This is a genomic window from Microbispora oryzae (assembly GCF_017896165.1).
In the GTDB taxonomy this organism is placed as follows: domain Bacteria; phylum Actinomycetota; class Actinomycetes; order Streptosporangiales; family Streptosporangiaceae; genus Microbispora; species Microbispora oryzae.
The window spans coordinates 218193-240644 of record NZ_JAFCNB010000001.1 but is presented as its reverse complement, the minus strand read 5'-3'; the positions used below and the strand labels follow the sequence as shown (position 1 = coordinate 240644).

Annotated in this window: 22 protein-coding genes and 1 riboswitch; of the genes, 14 read left to right on the top strand and 8 right to left on the bottom strand. The window is 71.9% G+C overall.

Going from position 1 to position 22452, the window contains the following annotated elements; genetic code table 11:
* Window positions 1-30: 30 nt before the first annotated feature.
* A complete protein-coding gene (locus JOL79_RS01060) occupies window positions 31-1050 on the bottom strand; it encodes an ABC transporter permease (protein WP_210153687.1) in 1020 nt (339 codons plus the stop codon).
* A gap of 339 nt (window positions 1051-1389) precedes the next feature.
* A riboswitch (FMN riboswitch) is annotated at window positions 1390-1538 on the top strand.
* A gap of 112 nt (window positions 1539-1650) precedes the next feature.
* Here JOL79_RS01060 and ribD point away from each other — a divergent pair.
* The 6 genes from ribD to JOL79_RS01030 all read left to right on the top strand — a co-directional run bounded on the left by ribD (window position 1651) and on the right by JOL79_RS01030 (window position 6408).
* Window positions 1651-2739 (top strand): bifunctional diaminohydroxyphosphoribosylaminopyrimidine deaminase/5-amino-6-(5-phosphoribosylamino)uracil reductase RibD, encoded by a 1089-nt coding sequence (ribD, locus tag JOL79_RS01055; RefSeq protein WP_307848222.1) that lies wholly within the window; start codon window positions 1651-1653, stop codon window positions 2737-2739.
* Window positions 2740-3378 (top strand): riboflavin synthase, encoded by a 639-nt coding sequence (locus tag JOL79_RS01050; RefSeq protein ID WP_210153686.1) that lies wholly within the window; start codon window positions 2740-2742, stop codon window positions 3376-3378.
* A complete protein-coding gene (locus tag JOL79_RS01045) occupies window positions 3375-4019 on the top strand; it encodes a nicotinamide mononucleotide transporter family protein (protein WP_210153685.1) in 645 nt (214 codons plus the stop codon). Before JOL79_RS01050 ends, JOL79_RS01045 begins: the two co-directional genes overlap by 4 nt.
* 59 nt (window positions 4020-4078) lie before the next feature.
* Window positions 4079-5404 carry a bifunctional 3,4-dihydroxy-2-butanone-4-phosphate synthase/GTP cyclohydrolase II gene (locus JOL79_RS01040; protein WP_210153684.1) on the top strand — a complete coding sequence of 442 codons (1326 nt, stop codon included), beginning with the start codon at window positions 4079-4081 and terminating at the stop codon, window positions 5402-5404.
* A complete protein-coding gene (gene ribH / locus JOL79_RS01035; protein WP_210153683.1) occupies window positions 5401-5871 on the top strand; it encodes a 6,7-dimethyl-8-ribityllumazine synthase in 471 nt (156 codons plus the stop codon). The genes JOL79_RS01040 and ribH overlap by 4 nt, the downstream gene beginning before the upstream one ends.
* An 84-nt stretch (window positions 5872-5955) precedes the next feature.
* Window positions 5956-6408: a PH domain-containing protein gene (locus JOL79_RS01030; protein WP_210153682.1), complete on the top strand. Its 453-nt coding sequence runs from the start codon at window positions 5956-5958 to the stop codon at window positions 6406-6408.
* 58 nt (window positions 6409-6466) lie between these two features.
* Here the strand turns inward: JOL79_RS01030 and JOL79_RS01025 are convergent, their stop codons facing one another.
* The 4 genes from JOL79_RS01025 to JOL79_RS01010 are packed head-to-tail and all read right to left on the bottom strand — an operon-like array spanning window position 6467 to window position 10231.
* Window positions 6467-7603 (bottom strand): LLM class flavin-dependent oxidoreductase, encoded by a 1137-nt coding sequence (locus tag JOL79_RS01025; RefSeq protein WP_210153681.1) that lies wholly within the window; start codon window positions 7601-7603, stop codon window positions 6467-6469.
* Window positions 7600-8583 carry an ABC transporter substrate-binding protein gene (locus JOL79_RS01020; protein ID WP_210153680.1) on the bottom strand — a complete coding sequence of 328 codons (984 nt, stop codon included), beginning with the start codon at window positions 8581-8583 and terminating at the stop codon, window positions 7600-7602. Before JOL79_RS01020 ends, JOL79_RS01025 begins: the two co-directional genes overlap by 4 nt.
* On the bottom strand, window positions 8580-9425 hold the full coding sequence (locus tag JOL79_RS01015) for an ABC transporter ATP-binding protein (RefSeq protein ID WP_210153679.1): 846 nt from the start codon (window positions 9423-9425) through the stop codon (window positions 8580-8582). Before JOL79_RS01015 ends, JOL79_RS01020 begins: the two co-directional genes overlap by 4 nt.
* The gene (locus JOL79_RS01010) at window positions 9398-10231 is read right to left on the bottom strand and encodes an ABC transporter permease (protein ID WP_210153678.1); all 834 of its coding nucleotides are present in this window, start codon (window positions 10229-10231) and stop codon (window positions 9398-9400) included. Before JOL79_RS01010 ends, JOL79_RS01015 begins: the two co-directional genes overlap by 28 nt.
* A 107-nt stretch (window positions 10232-10338) precedes the next feature.
* On the opposite strand from JOL79_RS01010, the gene JOL79_RS01005 reads away from it, so the two are divergent.
* Complete coding sequence (locus JOL79_RS01005; RefSeq protein WP_210153677.1) at window positions 10339-10635, top strand: DUF4031 domain-containing protein; 297 nt, start codon at window positions 10339-10341, stop codon at window positions 10633-10635.
* A 372-nt stretch (window positions 10636-11007) separates the two neighbouring features.
* On the opposite strand, the gene JOL79_RS01000 is transcribed toward JOL79_RS01005, so the two are convergent.
* The 3 genes from JOL79_RS01000 to JOL79_RS00990 all read right to left on the bottom strand — a co-directional run bounded on the left by JOL79_RS01000 (window position 11008) and on the right by JOL79_RS00990 (window position 15199).
* Window positions 11008-12933: a DUF222 domain-containing protein gene (locus JOL79_RS01000; protein WP_307848287.1), complete on the bottom strand. Its 1926-nt coding sequence runs from the start codon at window positions 12931-12933 to the stop codon at window positions 11008-11010.
* A gap of 673 nt (window positions 12934-13606) precedes the next feature.
* Entirely contained in the window at window positions 13607-14356 is a 750-nt protein-coding gene (locus JOL79_RS00995) for an HD domain-containing protein (protein ID WP_230984005.1), read from the bottom strand.
* A gap of 252 nt (window positions 14357-14608) precedes the next feature.
* Window positions 14609-15199 (bottom strand): TetR/AcrR family transcriptional regulator, encoded by a 591-nt coding sequence (locus JOL79_RS00990; protein WP_210153675.1) that lies wholly within the window; start codon window positions 15197-15199, stop codon window positions 14609-14611.
* A 149-nt stretch (window positions 15200-15348) separates the two neighbouring features.
* Here JOL79_RS00990 and JOL79_RS00985 point away from each other — a divergent pair, with 149 nt between their 5' ends.
* The 7 genes from JOL79_RS00985 (at window position 15349) to JOL79_RS00955 (ending at window position 22368) form a co-directional block, all read left to right on the top strand.
* Window positions 15349-16263, top strand: a complete 915-nt coding sequence (locus tag JOL79_RS00985; RefSeq protein ID WP_210153674.1) for an NmrA family NAD(P)-binding protein — start codon at window positions 15349-15351, stop codon at window positions 16261-16263.
* A gap of 110 nt (window positions 16264-16373) precedes the next feature.
* Complete coding sequence (locus tag JOL79_RS00980; RefSeq protein WP_210153673.1) at window positions 16374-17354, top strand: AAA family ATPase; 981 nt, start codon at window positions 16374-16376, stop codon at window positions 17352-17354.
* The gene (locus JOL79_RS00975; RefSeq protein ID WP_230984004.1) at window positions 17347-18579 is read left to right on the top strand and encodes a vWA domain-containing protein; all 1233 of its coding nucleotides are present in this window, start codon (window positions 17347-17349) and stop codon (window positions 18577-18579) included. The genes JOL79_RS00980 and JOL79_RS00975 overlap by 8 nt, the downstream gene beginning before the upstream one ends.
* The gene (locus JOL79_RS00970; RefSeq protein ID WP_210153672.1) at window positions 18572-19687 is read left to right on the top strand and encodes an XdhC family protein; all 1116 of its coding nucleotides are present in this window, start codon (window positions 18572-18574) and stop codon (window positions 19685-19687) included. Before JOL79_RS00975 ends, JOL79_RS00970 begins: the two co-directional genes overlap by 8 nt.
* A complete protein-coding gene (locus JOL79_RS00965) occupies window positions 19684-20265 on the top strand; it encodes a nucleotidyltransferase family protein (protein WP_210153671.1) in 582 nt (193 codons plus the stop codon). The genes JOL79_RS00970 and JOL79_RS00965 overlap by 4 nt, the downstream gene beginning before the upstream one ends.
* Window positions 20266-20411: 146 nt before the next feature.
* Window positions 20412-21218: an SAM-dependent methyltransferase gene (locus JOL79_RS00960; protein ID WP_307848220.1), complete on the top strand. Its 807-nt coding sequence runs from the start codon at window positions 20412-20414 to the stop codon at window positions 21216-21218.
* Between the two features lie 115 nt (window positions 21219-21333).
* Window positions 21334-22368, top strand: a complete 1035-nt coding sequence (locus JOL79_RS00955; protein ID WP_210154152.1) for an LLM class F420-dependent oxidoreductase — start codon at window positions 21334-21336, stop codon at window positions 22366-22368.
* The last annotated feature ends 84 nt before the right edge of the window (window positions 22369-22452 follow it).

The following is a 22452-nucleotide window of genomic DNA, read 5'->3' as shown; positions in this document are numbered from 1 at the left end:
TCCTGTGAAGCCTGTGAAGCCGGCGCCTCGTCAGCGCCTCGTCTTGGGGTCGAAGGCGTCGCGGATCGCGTCTCCGAGGAGATTGAACGCGACAACGAAGATCAGCATTGCCACGCCGGGGAAGACCAGGTAGGTCACGTCCGAGTGGTAGACCTGGGCGCCCACCTGGAACATCCGGCCCCAGTCGGGGGTCGGCTCCGTCATGCCGACGCCCAGGAAACCCAGGCCCGCCTCGGCGCCCACGTAGAGCGGGAGCGCCAGCGTCGCCTGGATGACGATCGGGGTCCACAGGTTGGGCAGCAGCTCCCTGAGGACGATCCGGGCCGGTGACGCGCCGGTCACCCGGGCCGCCTCCACGAACTCGCGGTTGCGCAGCGACAGCACCTGGGCCCGCAGCAACCGGGCGACGGTGGCCCAGCCCAGGACGGACAGCACCAGGCAGATGGAGACGAACCTCAGCCAGACCGGGGGCTCGGCGTCGGGCGGCACCAGCGCGGCCTCCACCACCGGCAGGAAGACGATGAGGAACAGCTGGGCGGGGAAGGCCAGCAGGGTGTCGGCGACCCGGCCGATCACATAGTCGGTCCGGCCGCCGGCGTAGCCCGCCGTGATCCCCAGCGCGATGCCCGTGGCCGTCGCGAGCACCGTCACGATCAGCGCGATGCTCAGCGACGTGCGGATGCCGTAGACGAGCTGTGTGAACACGTCGCGGCCCAGGCCGGGCTCCAGCCCGAACCAGAACTCGGAGCTCATGCCTCCGTTGGGCGCGATCGGATAGCCGTACGCGTTCAACAGGCCGGGCTGGTCCAGGCCGTACGTGGTGTAGGGGTCCTTGCCGTACAGCAGGGAGATCACCGGGGCGAACAGGGCGATCAGGAAGAACGCGAGCACGACGACCGCGGACGCCACACCCGTACGGTCCCGCCGGAAGCGGCGCCACATCAGCCGGCCCGGGGAGCGCCCGGTGACCGCGACGGCGGGCTCCGGGTGCCCGGCATCGCCGCCGGCACCGGTACGGGCGCCGGTCGTGGCCGGGGAGGGGAACGTCATGGTGCGGTGCTCCCGATGAACCAATAATGATCGGAAGAGATCCGACTACAGGGAACCCTGGCAACTAATTTTCCGAGGGTCAATCACTTCGATCGAGTGACCGGGATTCTTGCTCGCTTCGTTGTCCAAAGTAAACCATGGTGCACCTGGCGAGGTCGGTGACCTTGGCAGATGCGCCGACTGATTACTGCATATTACATATAAGACTTTCCTGCCGCGATTTTGTGACACATCGTAGAGAAGGCTCTGACAGCACCCCTCCTCGCCATTGATCATCTTCATTGGGGTGATCCCCTCAACCGTCCCTTGCGGGGGCATGGCACACTGTTGGTACAGAGCAAGCGTGCTCCGGGGTCGGTGAAATTCCGAACCGGCGGTGACGCCCCCACGTGGGGCGGCAGTCCGCGACCCGGCCGAAGCCATCGGCCGGTGGACCTGGTGAGATTCCAGGACCGACGGTCAAAGTCCGGATGGGAGGTAGCGCGCGAGCGGGTCGCGGCGCCGTACGGCGCCCGTCGGCCCGTCATGACGCGACGCCGCGTCCGAAACCCCCGGGGCCCGCCTTGCCGGCGATCAGTCGAAGGCGAGAGGAAGACCGGGGTGACCTCGCAGGACGTTCTTCACATGCGGCGCGCCGTCGCGCTCGCCGCCCTCGGACAGGGCGGCACCAGTCCCAATCCCGTGGTCGGGTGCGTCGTCGTCGACGCCTCCGGCGAAATCGCGGGTGAGGGCTTCCACGCGTACGCGGGCGGCCCGCACGCCGAGGTGGTGGCCCTGCGGGAGGCGGGCGAGCGGGCCAGTGGCGGCACCGCCTATGTGACCCTTGAGCCGTGCGACCACACCGGGAGGACCGGGCCGTGCTCGCGGGCGCTCCTCGACGCCGGGGTGGCCCGGGTGGTGATCGCCGTCGCCGACCCCAACCCCGTCGCGGCCGGCGGTGCGGGGACGCTCAGGAGCCACGGCGTCCGGGTCGACACCGGCGTGCTCACCGAGGAGGCGGAGCGGGGCAACGCGGCGTGGCTCACCTTCGTCCGGGCCAGCCGGCCGTACGTGACCTGGAAGTTCGCCGCCACGGTCGACGGGCGCTCGGCCGCCGCCGACGGCACCAGCCAGTGGATCACCTCGCCGGAGGCGCGGGCCGACGTGCACCGCCTGCGCGCGGAGAGCGACGCGATCCTCGCCGGCGTCGGCACGGTCGTCGCCGACGATCCCCGGCTCACCGCCCGGGTCCCGGAGCCGCTGCGGGAACGGCCGGTCCTGCGCGTCGTGGCCGACTCCTCCGCCCGCACCCCCGCCACCGCGCGCGTCCTCGACGGCGAGGCGCCGACGCTCGTCGCCGTCGCCGACGACGCGGTCCTGCCGCCGCACCTGTCCGGCGCCGTACGGCTCCCGCGGGCGGACGGCGGAATAGACCTCCGGGCTCTCATGGCTGAGCTGCGCGGGAGGCAGGTCGTGAGCGTGCTGCTGGAAGGGGGGCCCACCCTGGCCGGGTCGTTCCTCCGGGAGGGCCTGGTCGACCGGGTGGTGGGTTATGTCGCCCCGGCGCTGTTCGGGGCGGGGGCGGCCGCGCTCGGGCCGGCCGGCGTGCGGACGCTCGCCGAGGCGCATCGCCTGGAGTTCGAGGAGGTCGCCCGCATCGGGCCGGATCTGAGGGTCGTCCTGCGGCCGCAACCGTCGAAGGAGAGCTGAATGTTCACCGGAATCGTCGAGGAGCTCGGCGAGGTCGTCGCCGTGGAGCCCCAGGGTCCGCAGGAGCCCGAGGGGGCGGGAGCGGCCGGAGGTGGCGCCGAGTCGGCCCGGCTGCGGATCCGCGGGCCGCTGGTCACGGGCGACGCGCGGCACGGCGAGTCGATCGCCGTCAACGGCGTCTGTCTCACCGTGACCGACGTGGACGGCGACGTCTTCGGCGCCGACGTGATGAAGGAGACGCTCGACAGGTCCAGCCTCGGCGCGCTCCGCCCCGGGTCCCCGGTCAACCTGGAGCGCGCCGTGCGGGCCGACCAGCGACTGGGCGGCCACATCGTGCAGGGGCACGTCGACGGCACCGGGGCCGTGGTCTCCCGCGAGCCCGCCGAGCACTGGGAGATCGTGCGGATCTCGCTGCCGCCCGGCCTGGACAGGTACATCGTCGAGAAGGGCTCGGTCGCCGTCGACGGCGTGAGCCTGACCGTGGTCGCCGTGGACGGCGAGGGATTCACGGTGAGCCTGATCCCGACCACCCTCGGGCTCACCACGCTCGGACACAAGCGGCCGGGGGAGCCGGTCAACCTGGAGGTGGACGTGATCGCCAAGTACGTCGAGAAGCTGACCGCCGGGGCCCGGCCATGAGCTGGGTGAAGGCCGGGTTCGACGTGCTCGGCCAGCGCGTCCTGTGGACCGACCTGGTGGGCAACGCCGCCGCGCTCGGCACAGTCTGGCTGGCCATGCGGAAGACGATCTGGACGTGGCCGGTGCAACTGTTCGGCTCCGTGCTGCTGTTCACGGCGTCGGTCGGCGCCCACGTCACCGGCAACGCGCTCAAGCAGGCCCTGTTCGGCCTGCTCGCCGTGTGGGGCTGGTACCGGTGGTCACGCGGCGCCCGCGACGAGGGCGGCCTGCCCATCCGGACCGCCACGGCCCGCGAGCGCGCCGTCCTGGTCGCCGTGACGGCCGCCGGCACCGTCGCGGTCGCGCTGCTGTTCCAGCTCCTGAACGCCCGGGGGCTGAACATCTCCTGGGCGCCCTGGCCCGACGCGTACATCTTCGTCGGCAGTGCGGCGGCGACCTGGGCGCAGGGCAGGGCGCTGGTCGACTTCTGGGTGATCTGGGTGGCCGTGGACGTCGTCGGGGTTCCGCTGACGTTCGCGTCGCACCTCGTGGTCTCCGGGCTGGTTTACGGATTGTTCCTCCTGATGGTGATCGCCGGCTTCCGCAACTGGCTCAGCCAGTCGCGGACGCGGGTCCAGGCGGCCCAGGCGGTGAGGGTGTGAGCGGTGTCAGTGAGACGAGCGGTATGAGCGGCGTGAATGGTGTGAGCGGTGTGAGTGAGATGGGTGAGATACGGTTCGACCCGGTCGAGCGGGCGATAGCCGACATCCGCGAGGGCCGGGCGGTCGTCGTGGTGGACAACGAGAACCGGGAGAACGAGGGCGACCTCGTCTTCGCGGCCGGCAAGGCCACCCCCGAGCTGGTCGCCTTCATGATCCGGCACACAAGCGGCGTGATCTGTGTGGCGATGGAGGGCGCCGAGCTCGACCGGCTCGGCCTGCCGCTCATGGTGTACGACAACCGCGAAGGCATGCGGACGGCCTACACGATCAGCGTCGACGCCAGGGACGGCGTGACCACGGGCATCTCGGCCGCCGACCGGGCCAGGACGATCCGCACCCTGTGCGACTCGGCCACCGAGCCGTACGAGCTGGTCCGGCCCGGCCACATCTTCCCGCTCCGCTACCGCGAGGGAGGTGTGCTCGTCCGGCCCGGCCACACCGAGGCGTCCGTCGACCTCGCCCGGCTGGCCGGTCTCCAGTCGGCGGGCACGCTGGCGGAGATCGTCAACGACGACGGCACGATGGCCCGGCTGCCGCGGCTGCGGGAGTTCGCCGACGAACACGACCTCGCGCTCGTGTCGATCGAGCAGATCGCCGAATACCGCCGCAGGTCCGAGCGGATGGTCACCCGCGTGGCCACGACCACGATCCCCAACCGGTACGGCGTCTGGCGCGCGTACGGCTACTCAAGCGCCCTGGACGGCGGCGAGCACGTCGCGCTTGTCTACGGCGATCTGTCCGACGGCGAGAACGTCCTGGTGCGGGCCCACTCCGAGTGCCTCACCGGCGACGTGTTCGGCTCGCTGCGGTGCGACTGCGGGGTGCAGCTCGACGCGGCCATGGAGGCGATCGCCGAGCGGGGCCGGGGCGTGATCGTGTACCTGCGCGGTCACGAGGGCCGCGGCATCGGCCTGCTGGCCAAGCTGCGGGCCTACAGCCTGCAGGACAACGGAAGCGACACCGTCGACGCCAACCTGGAGCTGGGGCTGCCGGTCGACGCCAGGGAGTTCTCCAACGCCGGGCAGATGCTCGCCGATCTCGGCGTGAAGTCCGTCCGCCTGCTCACCAACAACCCGGCCAAGGTGCGCGGGATGGACGGCTACGGTATCAAGGTCCTCGGGCGCGAGCCCATGCCTGTGGCCATGAACCCGTACAACGAGCGATACCTGACGGCCAAGCGCGACCGGCTCGGCCACGACATCCCCACAGACCACGAGATCCCCACGGGCAGTTCCACGGGCGTTCCCACGGGCGTTCCCACGGGCGTTCCCACGGGCGTTCCCACTGACATTCCCACTGACATTCCCACGGAGGCGGACAGATGAGCGGCGAGGGACGGCCGGACGCGGCCGCGGTGGACGCGGCGGGGCTGACCGTCGGCGTGGTTGCGGCGCGGTGGCACGAGAAGATCACCGACCAGTTGCTCGACCGGGCCGTCCAGGCGGCGCGCGACAGCGGGGCCGACGTGGTCGCCGTCCGGGTGGCGGGGTCGCTGGAGATCCCCGTCGTGGCGCAGGCGCTGGCCCGCAGATGCGACGCCGTCGTCGCGCTCGGCGTGGTGATCCGCGGTGACACCGCGCACTTCGACTACGTCTGCGATTCGGTGACGGCGGGCCTGACCAGGGTCGCCCTCGACGAGTCCACCCCGGTGGGCAACGGGGTGCTCACCTGTGACACCCTTGATCAGGCGGTTGAGCGGTCCGGCGTGCCGGGCAGCAAAGAGGACAAGGGCTACGAGGCGACGGTCGCCGCACTGGAGACCGCCCTCGTCCTGCGCGGCCTGTCCGCGTGACAGCCTGACATCTGACAGTCCGACAAAGCCCAACAGCCCGGACCGTGTCCATGGACCACACGCAGACCCTGGGAACCAGCCGCCATGCCTGAGACGAAGCCACCCCCGCTGCCGGTGACCTGGCGTCCCCTGCGAGCCTCGATCATCGCGTACGGCATGGCGGCGGTCATGGTGGTCGGCGGGGTCGTGCTCGCGGTCGTCCTGCCGCCCATGTTCGGCGTGGCCGACCGGGTGGCGATCGTGGTGTTCGGCCTGCTGGTGGCGGGGGTGCTGCACCTGCTCGGCCGGCTCAGGGTCAGCGCCGACGAGCGGGGGATCACGGTGGTGAACCCGCTGCGCGTCCACCGCTTCGAGTGGCCCGAGGTGCTCGACGTGACGATGGTCGAGGGCGACCCGTGGCCGAAACTCGACCTGGCCAACGGGCTGAGCCTCGGCGCGATGGGCATCCAGAGCACCGAGCGCCGGCGTTCCCGCCAGGCCGTGTCAGAGCTGAGCGCCCTCATCCACGAGCGCGGCGAGGCCCCGGACCGCTCATAGCGCCACACGGCGCGGTTCATAGCGCCACGCGGCGCGGGTCCGGGGCCCGATCGGCCCGTCAGGCGCTGAGCCGTACGGGTGGGGCGGCGCCGGTCAGGCCCCGGCGGCGCAGCTCGGGCAGGACACCCTCCCCGAACCAGTACGCCTCCTCCAGGTGGGGATAGCCGGACAGGACGAACTCCTCGATCCCGAGCGACGCGTACTCCTCGATGAGGTCGGCGACCTCACTATGGCTCCCCACGAGCGCGGTTCCCGCGCCGCCGCGGACCAGCCCGACACCCGCCCAGAGATTCGGGTGAATCTCCAGGTCGCGGGCCCGCCCGCTGCGGAAACCCTCGTGCAGGGCGAGCATCCGCTGCTGTCCGACCGACTCGCTGCGAGCCAGGATCGACCGGGCCGAGTCGATGTCCTCGGGGGCGATCCGGTCGAGCAGCCGGCCCGCCTCGGCCCAGGCCTCGTCGGAGGTGTCACGGGTGATGACGTGCAGGCGGATGCCGAACCGCAGCGTGCGCCCCTGCGCCGCGGCGAGCTCGCGGATCCAGTCGAGCTTGGCCGCGACCTGGGCCGGCGGCTCGCCCCAGGTCAGGTAGACGTTCACGTGCCGGGCGGCGACGGGCCCCGCCGCGGCCGAGGAGCCGCCGAAGTAGAGCTCGGGCACCGGGTCCGGCCGCTCGGCGACCATCGCCCCCTCTACCTGGTAGTAGCGGCCCGTGAAGTCGAACGGGCCATCCCAGGCGCCGCGCACGATCGACAGGAACTCGTCGGTCCTGGCGTAGCGCTCGTCCTTCGACAGATGGTCGCCGAAGCGCTTCTGCTCGGCGGCCTCGCCGCCGGTGACGATGTTGAGCAGCAGCCGCCCGCCCGAGATCCGCTGGTAGGTGGCGGCCATCTGGGCGGCCAGTGTCGGCGTCAGCAGGCCGGGCCGGAACGCGACCAGGAACTTCAGCCGTGTCGTCACCTGCGTCAGAGCGGCCGTGACCAGCCAGGCGTCCTCGCAGAACGTGCCCGTGGGGGTGAGCACCGCCTCGAAGCCGAGCTGCTCGGCCGCGCGGGCGATCTGCCCGAGATAGTCGACGGACGGCGGCCGGTAGACCGCGGAGGCCGAGGGGTGGCCGTGCGCCCGGTGGAGGCCGTGGCCGCCGCCGACGATCGCCCTGCTGTCGCCCGTGGTGGGCAGGAACCAGTGGAATCTCATTGCTGTGCCTTCGCGACGACGTCGTTGAACCGCTTGTCCACGAAATCGGAGAACGTGAGCCTGCCGGGGATCAGGCCCTCGGCGGAGAAGGCGTCGGCGATCTCCTGCTCGGACGACACCACCGAGTCGTCGATGGCGATCGGGACGGCCACCGCGTTCGCCACGGCGGCGTCAGCCACCTCGGGCGGCAGCCCGGTCTCCTGCGCCCACACTTTGGCCCATTCCGACTGGTGCGAGACCGACCATTCGCGGGCCTTGGCCAGCCGGGCCAGGAAGTCGCCGATCGCCGCCCGTCTGCCCGGGTCGGCCAGCGCGGCCGGCGCCGCCACCTGGAAGTTCAGGCCGTTCACGTACCCGTTGCCGTCGACCAGCGGCCTGGCCTTGTTCTGGATCTCGGCCTGGGAGGTGAACGGATCCCAGATGGCCCAGGCGTCGACCGTGCCCGAGGAGAACGCCGCCAGGGCGTCCGCCGGCTGGAGATACTGCGGCTGGATGTCCGCGAAGGACAGCCCGTCCTTCTTCAGAACGGCGAGCAGGTGGTAGTGCGCCGAACTGCCCTTCGCCACGGCGATCTTCTTGCCCTTGAGCTGCGCCGGTGAGGTGATGGAGGAGCCGGCCGGGACGATGATGGCGGCTCCGTTGGGCTTCTGCCGGTAGGCCGCGACGACCTTGATCTTCGACCCCGACGCGGCGGCGAAGACGGGCGGCGTGTTGCCGACGCCCCCGATGTCCACTGCTCCCGCGTTCACCGCCTCCAGCAGCGGCGGGCCTGAGGTGAACTGCGACCACGTGATCGTGTACGGGGTGCCGTCGAGCAGGCCCGCGGCCTTGAGCAGCGCCTGCGAGCCGGCCTTCTGATCGCCGACGTGGAGCGTCACCGGTCCTGAGGAGTCCTTCACGCCGTCGTTCCGGCCGTCCGTCGAGCAGGCCCCGGCGGCGGAGGCCGCGAGGAGGAGGGCGACGAGTAGGGTCCGTTTCACGTTGTTCCTTCGGGAGAGACACCGAGCGCGGCCAGCAGGGTCGCGCGGAGTGCGATGAGATCCGGATGATCACGGTGGCGGGGCCGGGGGGTCGTGATGACCGTTTCGTGGGCGACGCGCCCCGCGTCCAGCACCAGAACCCGGTCGGCCAGCAGCAGCGCCTCGTCCACGTCGTGGGTCACGAGGAGCACGGCGGGCCGGTGAGCCGCCCACAGCTCCAGCACGAGACCGTGCATGGTGATCCTGGTCAGTGCGTCGAGGGCGCTGAACGGCTCGTCGAGCAGCAGCAGGCTCGGCTCCCTGACCAGTGCGCGGGCGAGGCTCGCCCGCTGTGCCTCCCCACCCGACAGGGTGAGCGGCCAGGCACCGGACCGCTCCGCCAGGCCCACTTCCGCCAGCGCCGTGTCCGCCCTGTCGAGGGGATCGGGCCCGCCGAGGCCGAGGGCGACGTTGGCCCGGACCCGCTTCCACGGCACCAGCCGGGGTTCCTGGAACGCCACCGCCACCGATCCGGCGACGGTCAGGCTCCCGTCGATCTCCTGGTCGAGACCCGCGAGCGCGCGCAGGAGCGTCGACTTACCCGATCCGCTGCGCCCGAGGAGCGCCACGAACTCGCCCCCGGCGATCTCCAGGTCCAGCCGGTCGAGCACCGTCCGGTCACCGAACCGCCGGGTGAGCTGCCGTACGGCCGCTGCCGGCCTGTGGCTCAGCCTGTCGCTCGGCCTGTCGCCTGGTTCGCTGCTCAGTCCGCGGCTTGGTTCGCTGCTCGGCCCGCCGTTCAGCTCGTCGGCCAACTCACCGGCCAGTTCGCCGGTCAGCCCGCCAGGAACTCGCGCCGCCATGAGAGCGCCCTCCTCTCCAGCAGCCGGACGATGCCGTCGGTCAGCAGTCCCAAGGCGCTGTAGACGAGCAGGCCCACCACGATCACATCGGTCCGGAGGAACTCACGCGCGTCGTTGATCATGTATCCGAGACCTGCGCTGGCGTTGACCTGCTCGGCCACGATCAGGGCCAGCCAGGCCACCCCCAGGCTCTGCCGCAGTCCCACGAGCGTCTGGGGGAGTGCGCCCGGCAGCACGATGTGCCCGATGAGTTGGGCCCTGGTCAATTTCAGCGTCTTCGCCACCTCGGCGAGCCTGCCGTCCACCCCGCGGATCCCGGCGAACGTATTCAGGTATAGCGGGAAGGACACGGCCAGGGCGATGAGCAGCACCTTGGGCGCCTCGCCGATGCCGAACCACAGGATGAACAGCGGGATCAGGCCGAAGAACGGCAGCGCGCGGAGCATCTGCATGATCGGATCCACCGCGTTCTCGCCGGGACGGCTCAAGCCTGCGACGAGCGCCAGGCCCACGCCTGCGATCGCGCCGGCGGCGAAGCCGAGGAGCACACGCTGTAAGGACACGGCGACGGCCGTCGGCAGGACTCCCGTCCGTACCAGGTCGACCGCCGTCTCCGCGATCGCCGACGGGGCGGCGAGCAGACGGGCGGGCAGCAGGCCGGCGGCACTGGCGACCTGCCAGGCGACGACCAGGACCAGCGGGCTGATCCAGCGTCGCCATGACGCGCCGGGCCGCCACCGGTTCCGGGTATGTGGCCGGGCGCGGGCCTGAGCCCGGGCCGCGGTTCCCAGTTCCAGAACGGACATGGACCACCTCACAGGGGCGATGGGAGATTCATGGACCAGGATTGTCCATATTTCCTACCAAGTCAATTGGCTATTAGGCTCGGTGGACCGGAACCGACGGAGGACACGTGGCGGTGCTCATCGACAGGCCCAACTGGCCCGGCCCTCGGGCCCTGCTCTGGAGCCACCTGGTCAGCGACGTCTCGTATGAGGAACTACACGATTTCGCCCGGCTGCTCGGCGTCCCCGCTCGCGCGTTCGACCGGGACCACTACGACGTGCCCGAGACGGTCTACGAGAAGGCGGTCGCCCTTGGAGCGGAGGCGGTCTCCAGCGCGGAGCTGGTGCGCCGCCTCCGCGCGTCCGGCCTGCGTCGGCCCAAGGTGAGCCGGCCCAAGGTGAGTCGGCCGTCAAGTAGCCGGTAGCCGGAGCGCGGGTGTCCCCGGGGCGCATCGTTTCTTGTTTCGCCCGGCTTCGCCGGTCCCCCTTTCGCCGGTTTCTCTTTCGCCGGTCCCTGTGTGGACGGGCCCTCTTTCCCTGGCCCCTGTGTTGATGGCCCCTGTGTTGATGGCCCCTGTGTTGATGGCCCCTGTGTTGATGGCCCCTGTGTCTATAGGGACGTGTTTCGGTTGGGCCGCGAGGTCGGCGTGGTCAGCGTCCTTCGCGGCCCGGTGTCGCGCCCGGTGTGTGCCAGGGCGTCCGTCTATTCCGGGTGTCTTATCCCCGGCGTCTCCCCTCGGCGTTCTGCCCTCGGCGGTCTGTCCGGGGTGCCTGGCCCGGTGTTCTGTTCGGGGTGTTCACCCCGGGCGTTGGCGGGTGCTGCGTTCGTATCTTCGGCGGTTGGGGTGGTGGGTGAGGGTCCAGGTGCCGTTGGGGTTGCGGTGGGTGGTGTAGCGGTGGGGGTGGGTGAATTTGTCGCGGTTGTGGAAGGTGCAGGCGGGGGCGAGGAGGTCGAGGTTGGTGACGCCGTCGTCGATCCAGCCGTGGACGTGGTCGACTTCGGTCATGGTGGCGGGGATGGGGCAGCCTTGGCAGTAGCAGGTGGCGTACTGCGCGAGCAGGGCTTTGCGCTGGGCGGGGGTGGCCAGGCGGACCGAGCGGCCCATGTCCAGAACCTGGCCTTTGGCGTCCATCACCATCCGGGTCAGGCGTGAGGTGCGGGCCAGGCGGTGGACGTCGCTGACGGGCAGCAGGTGCCCGGTGGAGACCAGCAGCCCGGGGGCGAGCCGGTTGGGGGCGTGACCGCAGGTGCGGCAGGCGTCAGCGCGCGTTCCGCCGCTGGACTGTGGCCGCCCCTGCGCCCGCCCATCCGCGCCTGCGCCTGCGTGTGGGTGTGCGTCTGCGTCTGTGGCAGTGGCAGTGGCAGCGGGCATGCCATCACCCCGGTTGCCGGAGCGTAGGCGGTCGTCAGGCCACGCGGCATCGTCAGAACCCGCACTATGGTCGGGCTCTGCGGCATGGTCGGGACGGGCGTCGCCACGACCAGCCTCCTCGGGAGCGTCCTCGGGAGAACCGTCCTCGGGACGACCATCCCCGGGAGGACCGTCCTCGGGGGGAGCGGCCTCGTCGTTTGGACCGTCTCGGCCCGCTCTGGCTGTGGAAGGTGCCTCGTCATCGCCGCGCGCACCCGCCGCACCGGCGGTGCTGCGTGCGCCCGTTGCCCGGCTGGCGCCCGGCGACGTGTTCTGAGTCGTGGGATCGGTTGCGCCGACCGTCGTGTCGGAGTCGGTGACGGTCGGGGTGGCGTCCTGCGCTCCGGCCGGCGGGGCCTTCGGTGCGCCGGTGGGGGCGAGGATGTCGTCGGGCAGGGACTCGGCCCGGACCATGACGACGAGTTCGGTGGAGACCTTCTCGCTCAGCAGGGCCGAGAAGGCGTCGGCCTGGCGCACGCGTAGCGGCCGGTCGTCGTCCTTGTCCTTGGGGCGGGCGTAGGAGGTCAGGAACGCCCGCAACCGCGCCGCCGCCTCCCGCGGTAGGCGGAACTCGCCTTCCACGCCGCCGGTGCTGGAGGGGCGGACCAGCAGGAACCGGGAGGCGTAGTCGTCCTCGCACTCTTGGACGAGGGTGCCGGGGTCGAGGATCTCCCGGATGTAGCGGCCGGCTTTGGCCACCTCCGCGCACGACGCGTTGTCGGACAGCTGCAGCAGGATCGGTTCGGCTTCTGTCGCCTGCGTGTCGGTCAGTTTGGTCGTCACCGTGGTGATGGCGTCCACCGCTCCGCCGGACAGGGATCCGGCCCGGTAGCGGGCCTTCACCTCCGGCAGGCGGGCCACCTCGCCGGAGATCCGCAGCCACCGGGCCGCCTGCGCACCCGTCATCCCCGGGCCACGCCGCGCCACCATCGGCGGCCCATGCACGCCAGGCGTTCCGGGCGCCTCCGCGCCGGTTTCCGCCACCCCCGGCGCTACTGGCATCTCCGCACCGATCTCTGCCGCGTCTGACGTAGACGCGGCTGGCGCAGAAGTGCTCGGCGCAGAAGTGCTCGGTGCGGGGGTGGTCGGATCGGGGGTGCTCGGTCTGTCCGAGCGCAGCCATGAAGCGGTGGAGGCATGCCCATACGCCTTGGCCTCGCCGGTGACATCCACCCGATGCAGCAGCGCCACCATCGCCGAATAGAGCAGATCCACCGCCTGAATCAGCGTCTCGGCCCGCTGGAGACACACCGCCGAACTGTCCGGCACCTCCGCGGCCGCCCACCGGGCCGCCACCCGCAGCAACTCCACCTCCGACAAGCACGGCCCCGGACCTGGCGCAGCGTCCTCGTGCGCACCGGGAGGATCCCCCGGTTCGCCGGAGCCCGATCCTCGGCTCGCTGCCTGGCCATGCTCTCCATCACCTTCACCGGGCTCCGCACGAGAACCCGTACGAGAACCCGCGCGGGAGTCCACGTACGGGTCCAGGCACGTGCCCTCAAGCACCGGCGGCACCGACCCCGCCGGCTGCGATGACCGTGCCGACCGCGACGACCGCGACGAGATCGACTGCGCCGAGGTTGACTGGCCCGAGGTTGACTGGCCCGAGGTTGACTGGCCCGAGGTTGACTGGCTCCGGGCCAGACGATCGTCGCAGCCGTCGACAACAGGATCAGGGAACACCGGCACCGAGACACCCCCCACCATCAGCCCTCCACGTAACTGCAACACTACAAAACGTAACCAGTAAACCGCAAGCCAGTTCGAAAAGAGGGTGAGGGTCGTTCAACGCCTTCGGCAACGCCGGGAGAGGCGGCGCCGGAGTCGCGAAACCGCCGGCGACTGAAACGCCTACCCAAACGCCAAAGTGGCCGCGCAACCGGCACGCTACATACAGCCACCGAAGAAATTCGGTGAGTGCCTCCACCTGTGGACAACAAGTACGGAGCCGAGAAGTCTGATCGGGGCCCTCGAATCGGAAGATCTACGTTGTAAAGGAACCGGGAGGTGACGAAAGCGTCCCGAGCTCGCGGGTCATGTTCTCCCTCGCCCGCCGTTCCCAGAGATCGCGGCCGGTCTCCGTCCCGTACAGGTATGAACCGGCGAGCAGACGTGTAAGAACCGCGGAGCGGCCGGTCCGGAACGCGTCGTCGGGGACGTGCCGATACTCCTGCCTCACGGCGTGCGCGTACGCGTCGTACTCCTCGGGAGTGCCGCCCAGGACGGCGAGGTCGGCGTCGCACAGGACGGCCGCGTCGGCGTCCCCCTCTCCGTAGGCGTGAACGGCGGTCACCCGTACGAGCCGGGCCACGAGGCGTACGCGGCCGGGAGCCAGTCCGCAGGCGGGTAGCCTCGCCTCGGCGAGCTGGGCGCTGCGCTCCTCGTCCCAGCCGGGACGCCCCTCATAAAAGGCGTCGTGAAACCAGGCGGCCAGACGTACGGCGTCGGCGTCGTGGGCGTGGCCGGCGAGTGAGTCGATGGCGTGGAGCACCGTCCGCAGGTGGGCGGGGGTGTGATAGCGGCGGTGCGGCTCGGCCCAGCGGGCCGCGAGCTCAGCCGTCAGCGCTCGCCCGGCGGGGGAGCCGGACAGGACGGGCGGCGCGGGCAGCGTGACCGGCCGCCCCCACATCTGTTCGGAGCCGTACGGAGGCGGACCGGGGGCACGTGACGTTCGGCTCTCCCTTGGGTGCCGGGTCTCGGCTGGTGGCTCGGCGGCAGGGCGGCGGCTGGTCATGCCTCGACACTAGGGTCCCTCCGGCGGATTCCGCTCACCTGGGCCAAGCCGCCGGCGAGATGGCTGAACGGCGAGACGCTTACACGGCGAGACGGCTATACGACGGGACGACGCCGGTGGGCGCGCTGGCGGCAGGTCGGACCGCAGTAGCGGGCCGGCCGCCCGGTGGCCCGGACGCGCAGTCGCGCGCCGCATTCCGCGCAGTGCCTCGGGGCGCTGGTTTCGTGACGCGACGGGGAGGGAGGGACGGCGTCACGGAACGCTTCGGCTTGCGTGCAGGATTTCGTGACGGCGGTGACGGGGATGACCGCCCCAGTAATCCCGGCGACGGCAGGGGGGGCGCAGCCCGTCCAGCAGCAGTCGTACGAGCCGTGTGCCGCGTGCCCGGTCCCGGTGCGCCGAACGCAGTGCCATGCCGCCGACGGTCAGCGCGGTCAGGTCGTCGGTACGTATGTCGGCGCGTACGGCACCGGCCTCCTGCGCGTCGCGGAGCAGGCGTTCCAGCGCTTCGTTGAACCGCCGCGCCGCGGCGGTCAGTACGGCGAGCGGCCAGCCCTGGCCGGTTGGGAGCAGGTCGCAGAAGTGCCGGCGCCCCGCCGATGTCTCGATCGCTTCGAGCAGGAACCCGAACAGCGCGTCACCGGGGGTGGCCTGGGCGGTCCACCGGTCGGCGGCGGACACCAGCCCTTCGACGTGTTTGGCCAGCACGGCCTCGATCAGGATCTCCTTGGTCGGGAAGTGCCGGTAGACGGTCCCCGCGCCGACTCCCGCCCGCTGCGCGATCCGGCTGAGCGACACCTCCGGCCCTTCCTCGGCGAACACACGCATCGCTGTGCGTAGCACGACATCTCGGTTACGGCGGGCGTCGGCGCGCCCAGCGGGTGTCGCGCTCGGTGCTGCTTCCATGTCACGTAATCCTTGTCCACGGTGGCGAAGCGGGTGGAGCATTCCGGATTGCATCCGCATCCTCCACTATTTACGGAGAGGGCACCATGGCCACCGCGATATCCAACAATCCTGACTCCCCGATCCTCGTGACCGGCGCCACCGGCAAGCAGGGCGGCGTCACCGCCCGGCGGTTGCTCGCCGAGGGCCGGCCGGTGCGCGTTCTGGTGCGTGACCCGGCCGCGCCCGCCGCCGTCGCGCTGGCGGCCGCGGGCGCCCAGCTCGTGCGGGGAGACTTCGACGATCCGGCGAGCCTGCCGCCCGCGCTTGACGGCGCCGCCGCCGTGTTCGGCATACCGCCCGTGGCCTACGGGCCGGCCGGACCCGAAACGGAACTCGAAGCGGCCCGCGGCCGGGTGCTGATCGACGCCGCGGCCGCGGCGGGCATCGAGCAGGTCGTGTTCAGCACCGTGGCCTCGGCATCGACCGCGTCAAAGGGTTCAGAGGGAAAGGTACTGATCGAGAGGTATCTGTTCGACCACATCGCCCTTCCCACCGTGCTTCGCCCGGTGCGGTTCATGACCAACTATCTCGCCGTCGGAGCGATCGGCATCGACGGCATCTCCGACGGCGTCCATCGGCACCTGTTCCATCCGCACGCGCCCATGCAGATCATCGCGCTGGAGGACATCGCGGAGTTCGCCGTGCTCGCGTTCGCGGACCCGGCCCGGTTCGCCGGACGCACCCTGGAACTGGCCGGTGACCAACCGACCCCGGTCGAGGCGGCCGCCGCGATCAGCGAGGCGACCGGCATCCCGATCCGGTACGAGCAACTCACCGACGACGAGGTCGCCGCCCTCGGCCCGGATATCGCCGAGATCAAGAGGCGCTGGGCGGCCGGGGACCGCTGGCACGCCGACATCGAGGCGCTGCGCGTCATCCACCCGGGTATGCGCACCCTCGCGGACTGGCTCGCCGAATCCGGCGCCGCCGCCATCCGCGCCCGTCTCACCACTCCCTGACCGCGACACGATCGCCGCTGTCGGATCGTGGCAACGTGCGTCCCCTGACCGGCGGCGGTTTGGTGTGATCGGCCAGAGCGGCACGCCGACGCCAGCAGTAGCCTGGCCCTGTGCTGCGGCGGACGACCACGGTGGCCGGTCTCGACTCGCCGGGAACGCTGGCTGAGCTGCTCGACCACCACGACTACCTGACCGACGACGGGCTGGCGACGGCCGCGTTCCTCGCCGTGCGGATGGGCCGCCCGCTCTTCCTGGAGGGCGAGGCGGGTGTGGGAAAGACCGAGCTGGCCAAGACTCTGTCGGCCATCCTCGGCGCTCCGCTGATCCGGCTGCAGTGCTACGAGGGGCTCGACGCGGCCCAGGCGCTGTACGACTGGGACTTCGCCCGGCAACTCCTCCATCTGAAGGCCGCCGAGGCGACGGGCGCGACCGACGCCAGGGCCCTCGAAGGTGAGATCTACGACCGGCGGTTCCTGATCGCCCGGCCGCTGCTGAAGGCCGTGGAGACACAGCCGAGCGTGCTGCTGGTGGACGAGATCGACCGGGCGGACGACGAGTTCGAGGCGTTCCTCCTGGAGGTTCTGTCGGACTTCACGATCTCCATCCCCGAGCTGGGGACGATCCGCGCCGAGTCGCCTCCCGTCGTGGTCGTCACCAGCAACCGGACCAGGGAGGTGCACGACGCGCTCAAGCGCCGCTGCATCTACCACTGGCTGGAACATCCGGATTTCGACCGGGAGGTGGCCATCCTGCTCAGGCGCCTTCCGGGCTGTGCCGAGCGGCTCGCCGCCGAGGTGGCGGGGGCGGCGGCCCGGTTGCGGGCGGCCGGCCTGGTCAAGCCGCCGGGCGTCGCCGAGACGCTCGACTGGGCCCGGGCGCTGACCACGCTGGGCGCCGTACGGCTGGACCCCGAGCTGGCCGCCGTCACGCTCGGAGCGGTGTTGAAGTATCGCGAGGACCAGGACGCCGTACGGACCCAGGGCCTGCGGACCCTGCTCGGCGCCGCGCCCGGGTCTACGGGCGGGCCCACGCCAGGGTCCACGGCAGGGTCCACGGCAGACCCCGCGCCCGGGGGCACGCGCCATGCCTGAGCCTCCCGGCGCCATGGGCGCGCCCCCGGCGGCGGACGGCCACCCGGCTGAGGGGAACACGGCGGAGGGGAACACGGCGGAGGGACACGCGGCTGACCGGCGCGACGCCACGGCGGTCATGACGGGGTTCGTCCGGACGCTCCGGGCGGCCGGGGTGAACGCCGGTCACCAGCGCGCGCAGAGCTTCCTGACCGCGCTCGGCCTGCTCGACCCGGCCGTGCGCCGGGACGTCTACTGGGCGGGCCGCCTCACGCTGTGCGCCGGGCCTGACGACATCGCACGCTATGACCGGTGCTTCGCCGCCTACTTCTCCGGGGAGCCGTACGGGTCGCGCCGCAGGAGCGCGAGTGCCGTCGTGACATGGCACACCGGAGCGCCGTACGGCTCCCGCGACGGAGAGGGGACAGCCGACGGGAGCGCGCCGCCGGCGACCGCGAGCCGGGTGGAGATACTGCGCCACCGCGACGTCGCCCGGATGAGCGAGGCGGAACGCCGGGAGGTGGGCCGGTTGCTGGCGATGCTCGAAGGGACGCGGGAGCGCCGCCGGTCGCGGCGTCACCGCCCGTCCACGCGGGGAACGCTCGACGGGCGCCGCACGGTGCGCGAGGCCGTGCGGCACGGCGGGGAGCCCGCGCGGCTGCGGCTGCGGGCGCACCGCGACCGGCCGCGCCGGGTGGTGATGGTGGTGGACGTGAGCGGGTCGATGGCCGCCTACGCGGACGTGATGCTGCGCTTCGCCCACGCGCTGGCGCGGGCCGAGCCGAGGGCGACCGAGGTGTTCAGCGCGGGCACCCGCCTCACCCGGATCACCGCGGAGCTGCGCCACCGCGACCCGGACGAGGCCATGAGGGCCTGCTCGGCCGTGATCCCGGACTGGAGCGGCGGCACCCGGCTGGGGGAGGAGCTGCGAGAACTGCTTCGGCTGCCCGACCCGCGCGGCGCGGTGGTGGTGATCGCCTCGGACGGCTGGGAACGGGGGCCGGCCGAACCGCTGGGCGTACAGATGGCGCGTCTGTCGCGGATCGCCCATCGGATCGTCTGGGCGAACCCGCACAAGGGCGACCCCGCGTACCGCCCGCTGACGGCGGGGATCCGGGCGGCGCTGCCGTACGTCGACGACTTCGTCGCCGGGCACAGCCTGGCGGCGCTCGAAGAACTGGCGGTCCTGCTGTCGGAGCGCCGGCCGGAGCGGCGAACGACGGGGGGAGGGCAGGCCCATGCGTGACGTCCTGGGACAGATCACGCGCTGGTGGGAGTCGGGGGAGCGGTTCGGGCTCGCCACCGTGGTCGCCACGTTCAGCAGCGCGCCCCGGCCACCGGGCGCGTCGATGGCCGTGCTCGGGGACGAGGCCGTGGGCAGCGTCTCCGGCGGGTGCGTCGAGGGCGCCGTCTACGACCTCGCCCAGGAGGTTGTGGCGGCGGGCGAGCCGGTGCTCCAGCGGTACGGCGTGAGCGACGACGAGGCGTTCTCCGTCGGTCTGACCTGCGGCGGGATCATCGACGTCTTCGTCGAGCCGGTCTCGCGGGAGAGCTACCCCGAGCTGGGCGAGATCGCGGCCTCCGTCGCCCGCCGGGAACCGGTCGCGGTGGCGACGATCCTGGCCGGTCCGGGACGCGCCGGGGCCCGCCGGGTGATCTGGGCCGGTCGCGCGACCGGTTCGCTCGGCCCGGCGCGGCTCGACGACGCGGTGGACGACGACGCCCGCGGGATGCTCGCCCAGGGGACGACCGGCGTCCTCAGGTACGGCCCCGAGGGCGAGAGGCGGCTCGACGACCTGCGGGTCTTCGTCCAATCCTTCGCGCCGTCCCCGCGCATGCTCGTCTTCGGCGCCATCGACTTCGCCGCGGCGGTCGCCCGGATCGGCAAGTTCCTGGGCTACCATGTGGTCGTCTGCGACGCCCGGCCGGTGTTCGCCACGTCCAGGCGCTTCCCCGAGGCCGACGAGGTGGTGGTGCGGTGGCCGCACGACTACCTGTCGGAGGCGCGGGTCGACGCGCGGACCGTGATCTGCGTGCTCACCCACGACCCGAAGTTCGACGTGCCGCTGCTTGAGGTGGCCCTGCGCACCCCCGCGGCGTACGTGGGGGCGATGGGGTCGCGGCGCACGCACGAGGACCGGCTGGCCCGGCTGCGCGAGGCCGGGCTGCCGGAGGAGACACTCGCCCGGCTGCGCTCCCCGATCGGGCTCGACCTCGGCGCGCGTACGCCGGAGGAGACCGCGGTGTCGATCGCGGCCGAGCTGATCAAGCTGCGCTGGGGCGGCAGCGGCCGGCCGCTGACCGAGACGGCCGGCCGTATCCACGGCGACCGGCCGGCCGCGGAGCCCCGGTGACCGGCCCCGGCGGCGGAGTCGCCGGGCTGCTGCTCGCGGCGGGCGGCGGCAGCCGCTTCGGCGGCCCCAAGGCCGTCGCCGAGCTGGCGGGCGAGCGGCTGGTCGACCGCGGCGTCCGGCTGCTCGCGTCCGGCGGCTGCGCCCCCGTCGTGGTCGTGCTGGGTGCGGCGATGGTCCCGGTCGAGGGGGCCGTCGTGGTGGCGAACCCGGGCTGGGCGGCCGGCATGGGCTCGTCGCTGCGCGCGGGACTGCGCGCGCTGCCCGGTTCGGCCCGCGCCGTGGTCGTGGCCCTCGCCGACCAGCCGCTCGTCCGGCCCCCCGCCGTACGGCGGCTGATCGAGGCGTTCGCGTCCGGCGCCACCGTGGCGGTCGCCACGTACGGCGGGGCGCCGCGCAACCCGGTGCTGCTCGCCCGCGAGCACTTCGCTGAGGTCGCCGCCCTGGCCGAGGGAGACGTGGGGGCGCGGGCGTTCCTGCGAGCCCGTCCCGAACTGCTGACCCCGGTGCCGTGCGACGACGTGGCCGACCCGGCGGACGTCGACACCCCCGAGGACCTCCGGAGACTCGGCCCGCCCTGAGCCGGTCCCGAGAGCCGGTCCCGAGAGCCGGTCCCGAGGGCCGGGGACGCTCCGGGACGCCTTGGGACCCCTCGGGACGCTTCTGTCGCGCCCGATGCCCGCCCATTATGATCAACGGGGAAAATCCGGCCGAGCGGGAGCGTGTGGTGGCAGATCTGGACCAGTTGCCTGGGGGATCCGACTTCAACCGGCCCAACGTGGCCCGGATGTACGACTACTACCTGGGCGGCAAGAACCACTTCCCGGCCGACCGCGCCGCCGCCGACAAGGTCATCGAGCTGTCCAAGGGACACGTCAGGGAGGCCGTCCTGGAGAACCGGGCGTTCCTGGCCAGGGCCGTCCGCCACCTGGCCCGCGAACGGGGCATCCGGCGCTTCCTCGACCTCGGCGCCGGCCTGCCCACCCAGGGGAACGTCCACGAGATCGCGCTGGAGACCGCCCCGGACGCGCTGGTCGCCTACGTCGACAACGACCGCGTGGTGGCCTCGCACGGGCGCGCCCTGCTGGCGGGTGATCCGCGGGTGCGGTTCCTGGAGGCCGATCTGCGTCGCCCGGCGGACATCGTCGCCCTGGTCGAGCGCGAGGCGTTCCCCCTGGACCGGCCGGTCGGCGTGCTGATGGTGGCGTGCCTGCACTTCGTCCCGGACGAGGAGGACCCGGCGGGGATCGTCGCGCGGTATCGCGACCTCCTGCCCCCCGGCAGCCACATCGTGATCAGCCACGTCAGCTCCGACCCCGTGCCGGGCGCGATGGCGGCGGCCGGCGGCGTGTACAACCATGCCAACGCCCCGTTCGAGGCGCGCCGGCGCGAGGAGATCGCCCGGTTCTTCGAGGGCCTGGACATGGTGGAGCCGGGCCTGGTGCCGCTGAACGAGTGGCGTCCCGACCCGGACGCGCCGCCGTTGCGCGGCGCGTTCCTGCCGGTGCTCGGCGGCGTCGGGGTCTGTTCCTGACCCACGTCCGGGGTTGGTCCCCGCCTCGTCCGATCGTTACTCTTGGTTAAGCCAGAGACAGAACAACATTCGGTTAATGGCGGGTACGGACCATGGCGGGCGGAAGGACGAGCGGATGCGGATCGGCATGGCCCTCAGCTACTCGGGGGGTTTCAAGGAGACCGTGGCCGAGCTGGCCGACTATGAGAAGGCCGGGCTCGACATCGTGTTCGTGGCCGAGGCCTACAGTTTCGACGCGGTCAGCCAGCTGGGTTACATCGCGGCGCGCACCGAGCGCCTGGAGATCGCCTCGGGCATCCTGCCGATCTACACCCGCACTCCGGCCCTGCTCGCGATGACCGCCGCCGGGCTCGACTACGTCTCGGACGGGCGCTTCACCCTGGGCATCGGGGCCTCCGGCCCGCAGGTGATCGAGGGCTTCCACGGCCTGCCGTACACCGCCCCGCTGGGCCGGACCCGTGAGGTCGTCGAGATCTGCCGGAAGGTGTGGCGGCGCGAGCCCCTGGAGTATCGGGGCCGCCATCACACGCTGCCCCTGGAGGGCGGCACCGGCCTCGGCAAGCCGCTCAAGCTGATCAACCACCCGGTGCGGGAGCGCATCCCGATCGTGATCGCGGCCATCGGGCCCAAGAACGTCGAGCTCACGGCCGAGCTGGCGGAGGGCTGGGAGCCCATCTTCTTCATGCCCGAGAAGGCGGCCGACGTGTGGGGACCCTCGCTCGCCGCCGGGAAGGCCCGCAGGGACCCCGCGCTGGGCGAGCTCGACGTGATCGCCCAGGCCGTGCTCGCCATCGGCGACGACCTCGACGACGTGCTGGAGCTCGGCCGTCCGATGGCGGCCCTCTACATCGGCGGCATGGGCGCCAGGGGGAGGAACTTCTACAACGACCTCGCCCGGCGGTACGGCTACGAGAAGGAGGCGGCCCTGATCCAGGACCTCTACCTCGACGGCAAGAAGGACGAGGCCGCCGCGCTGGTGCCCAGGGAGCTCCTGGAGCGGATGTCGCTCGTCGGCCCGGAGGGTCACGTCAGGGAGCGGATCGCCGCCCTCCGGGAGGCCGGGGTCACCACGCTCAACGTCGCGCCGTTCGCCCGCACCCACGAGGAGCGCGTCCGGCTCGTCGAGAGGGTCCGGGAGCTGGCCGCCTGATCCCGGTCCCGCCTCCGCCGCCGCCCGCCCGGGAGGGCCGGGCGGGCCGGGATCGGGGCTGTCCGGCCGGCCCGCGCGGCACGG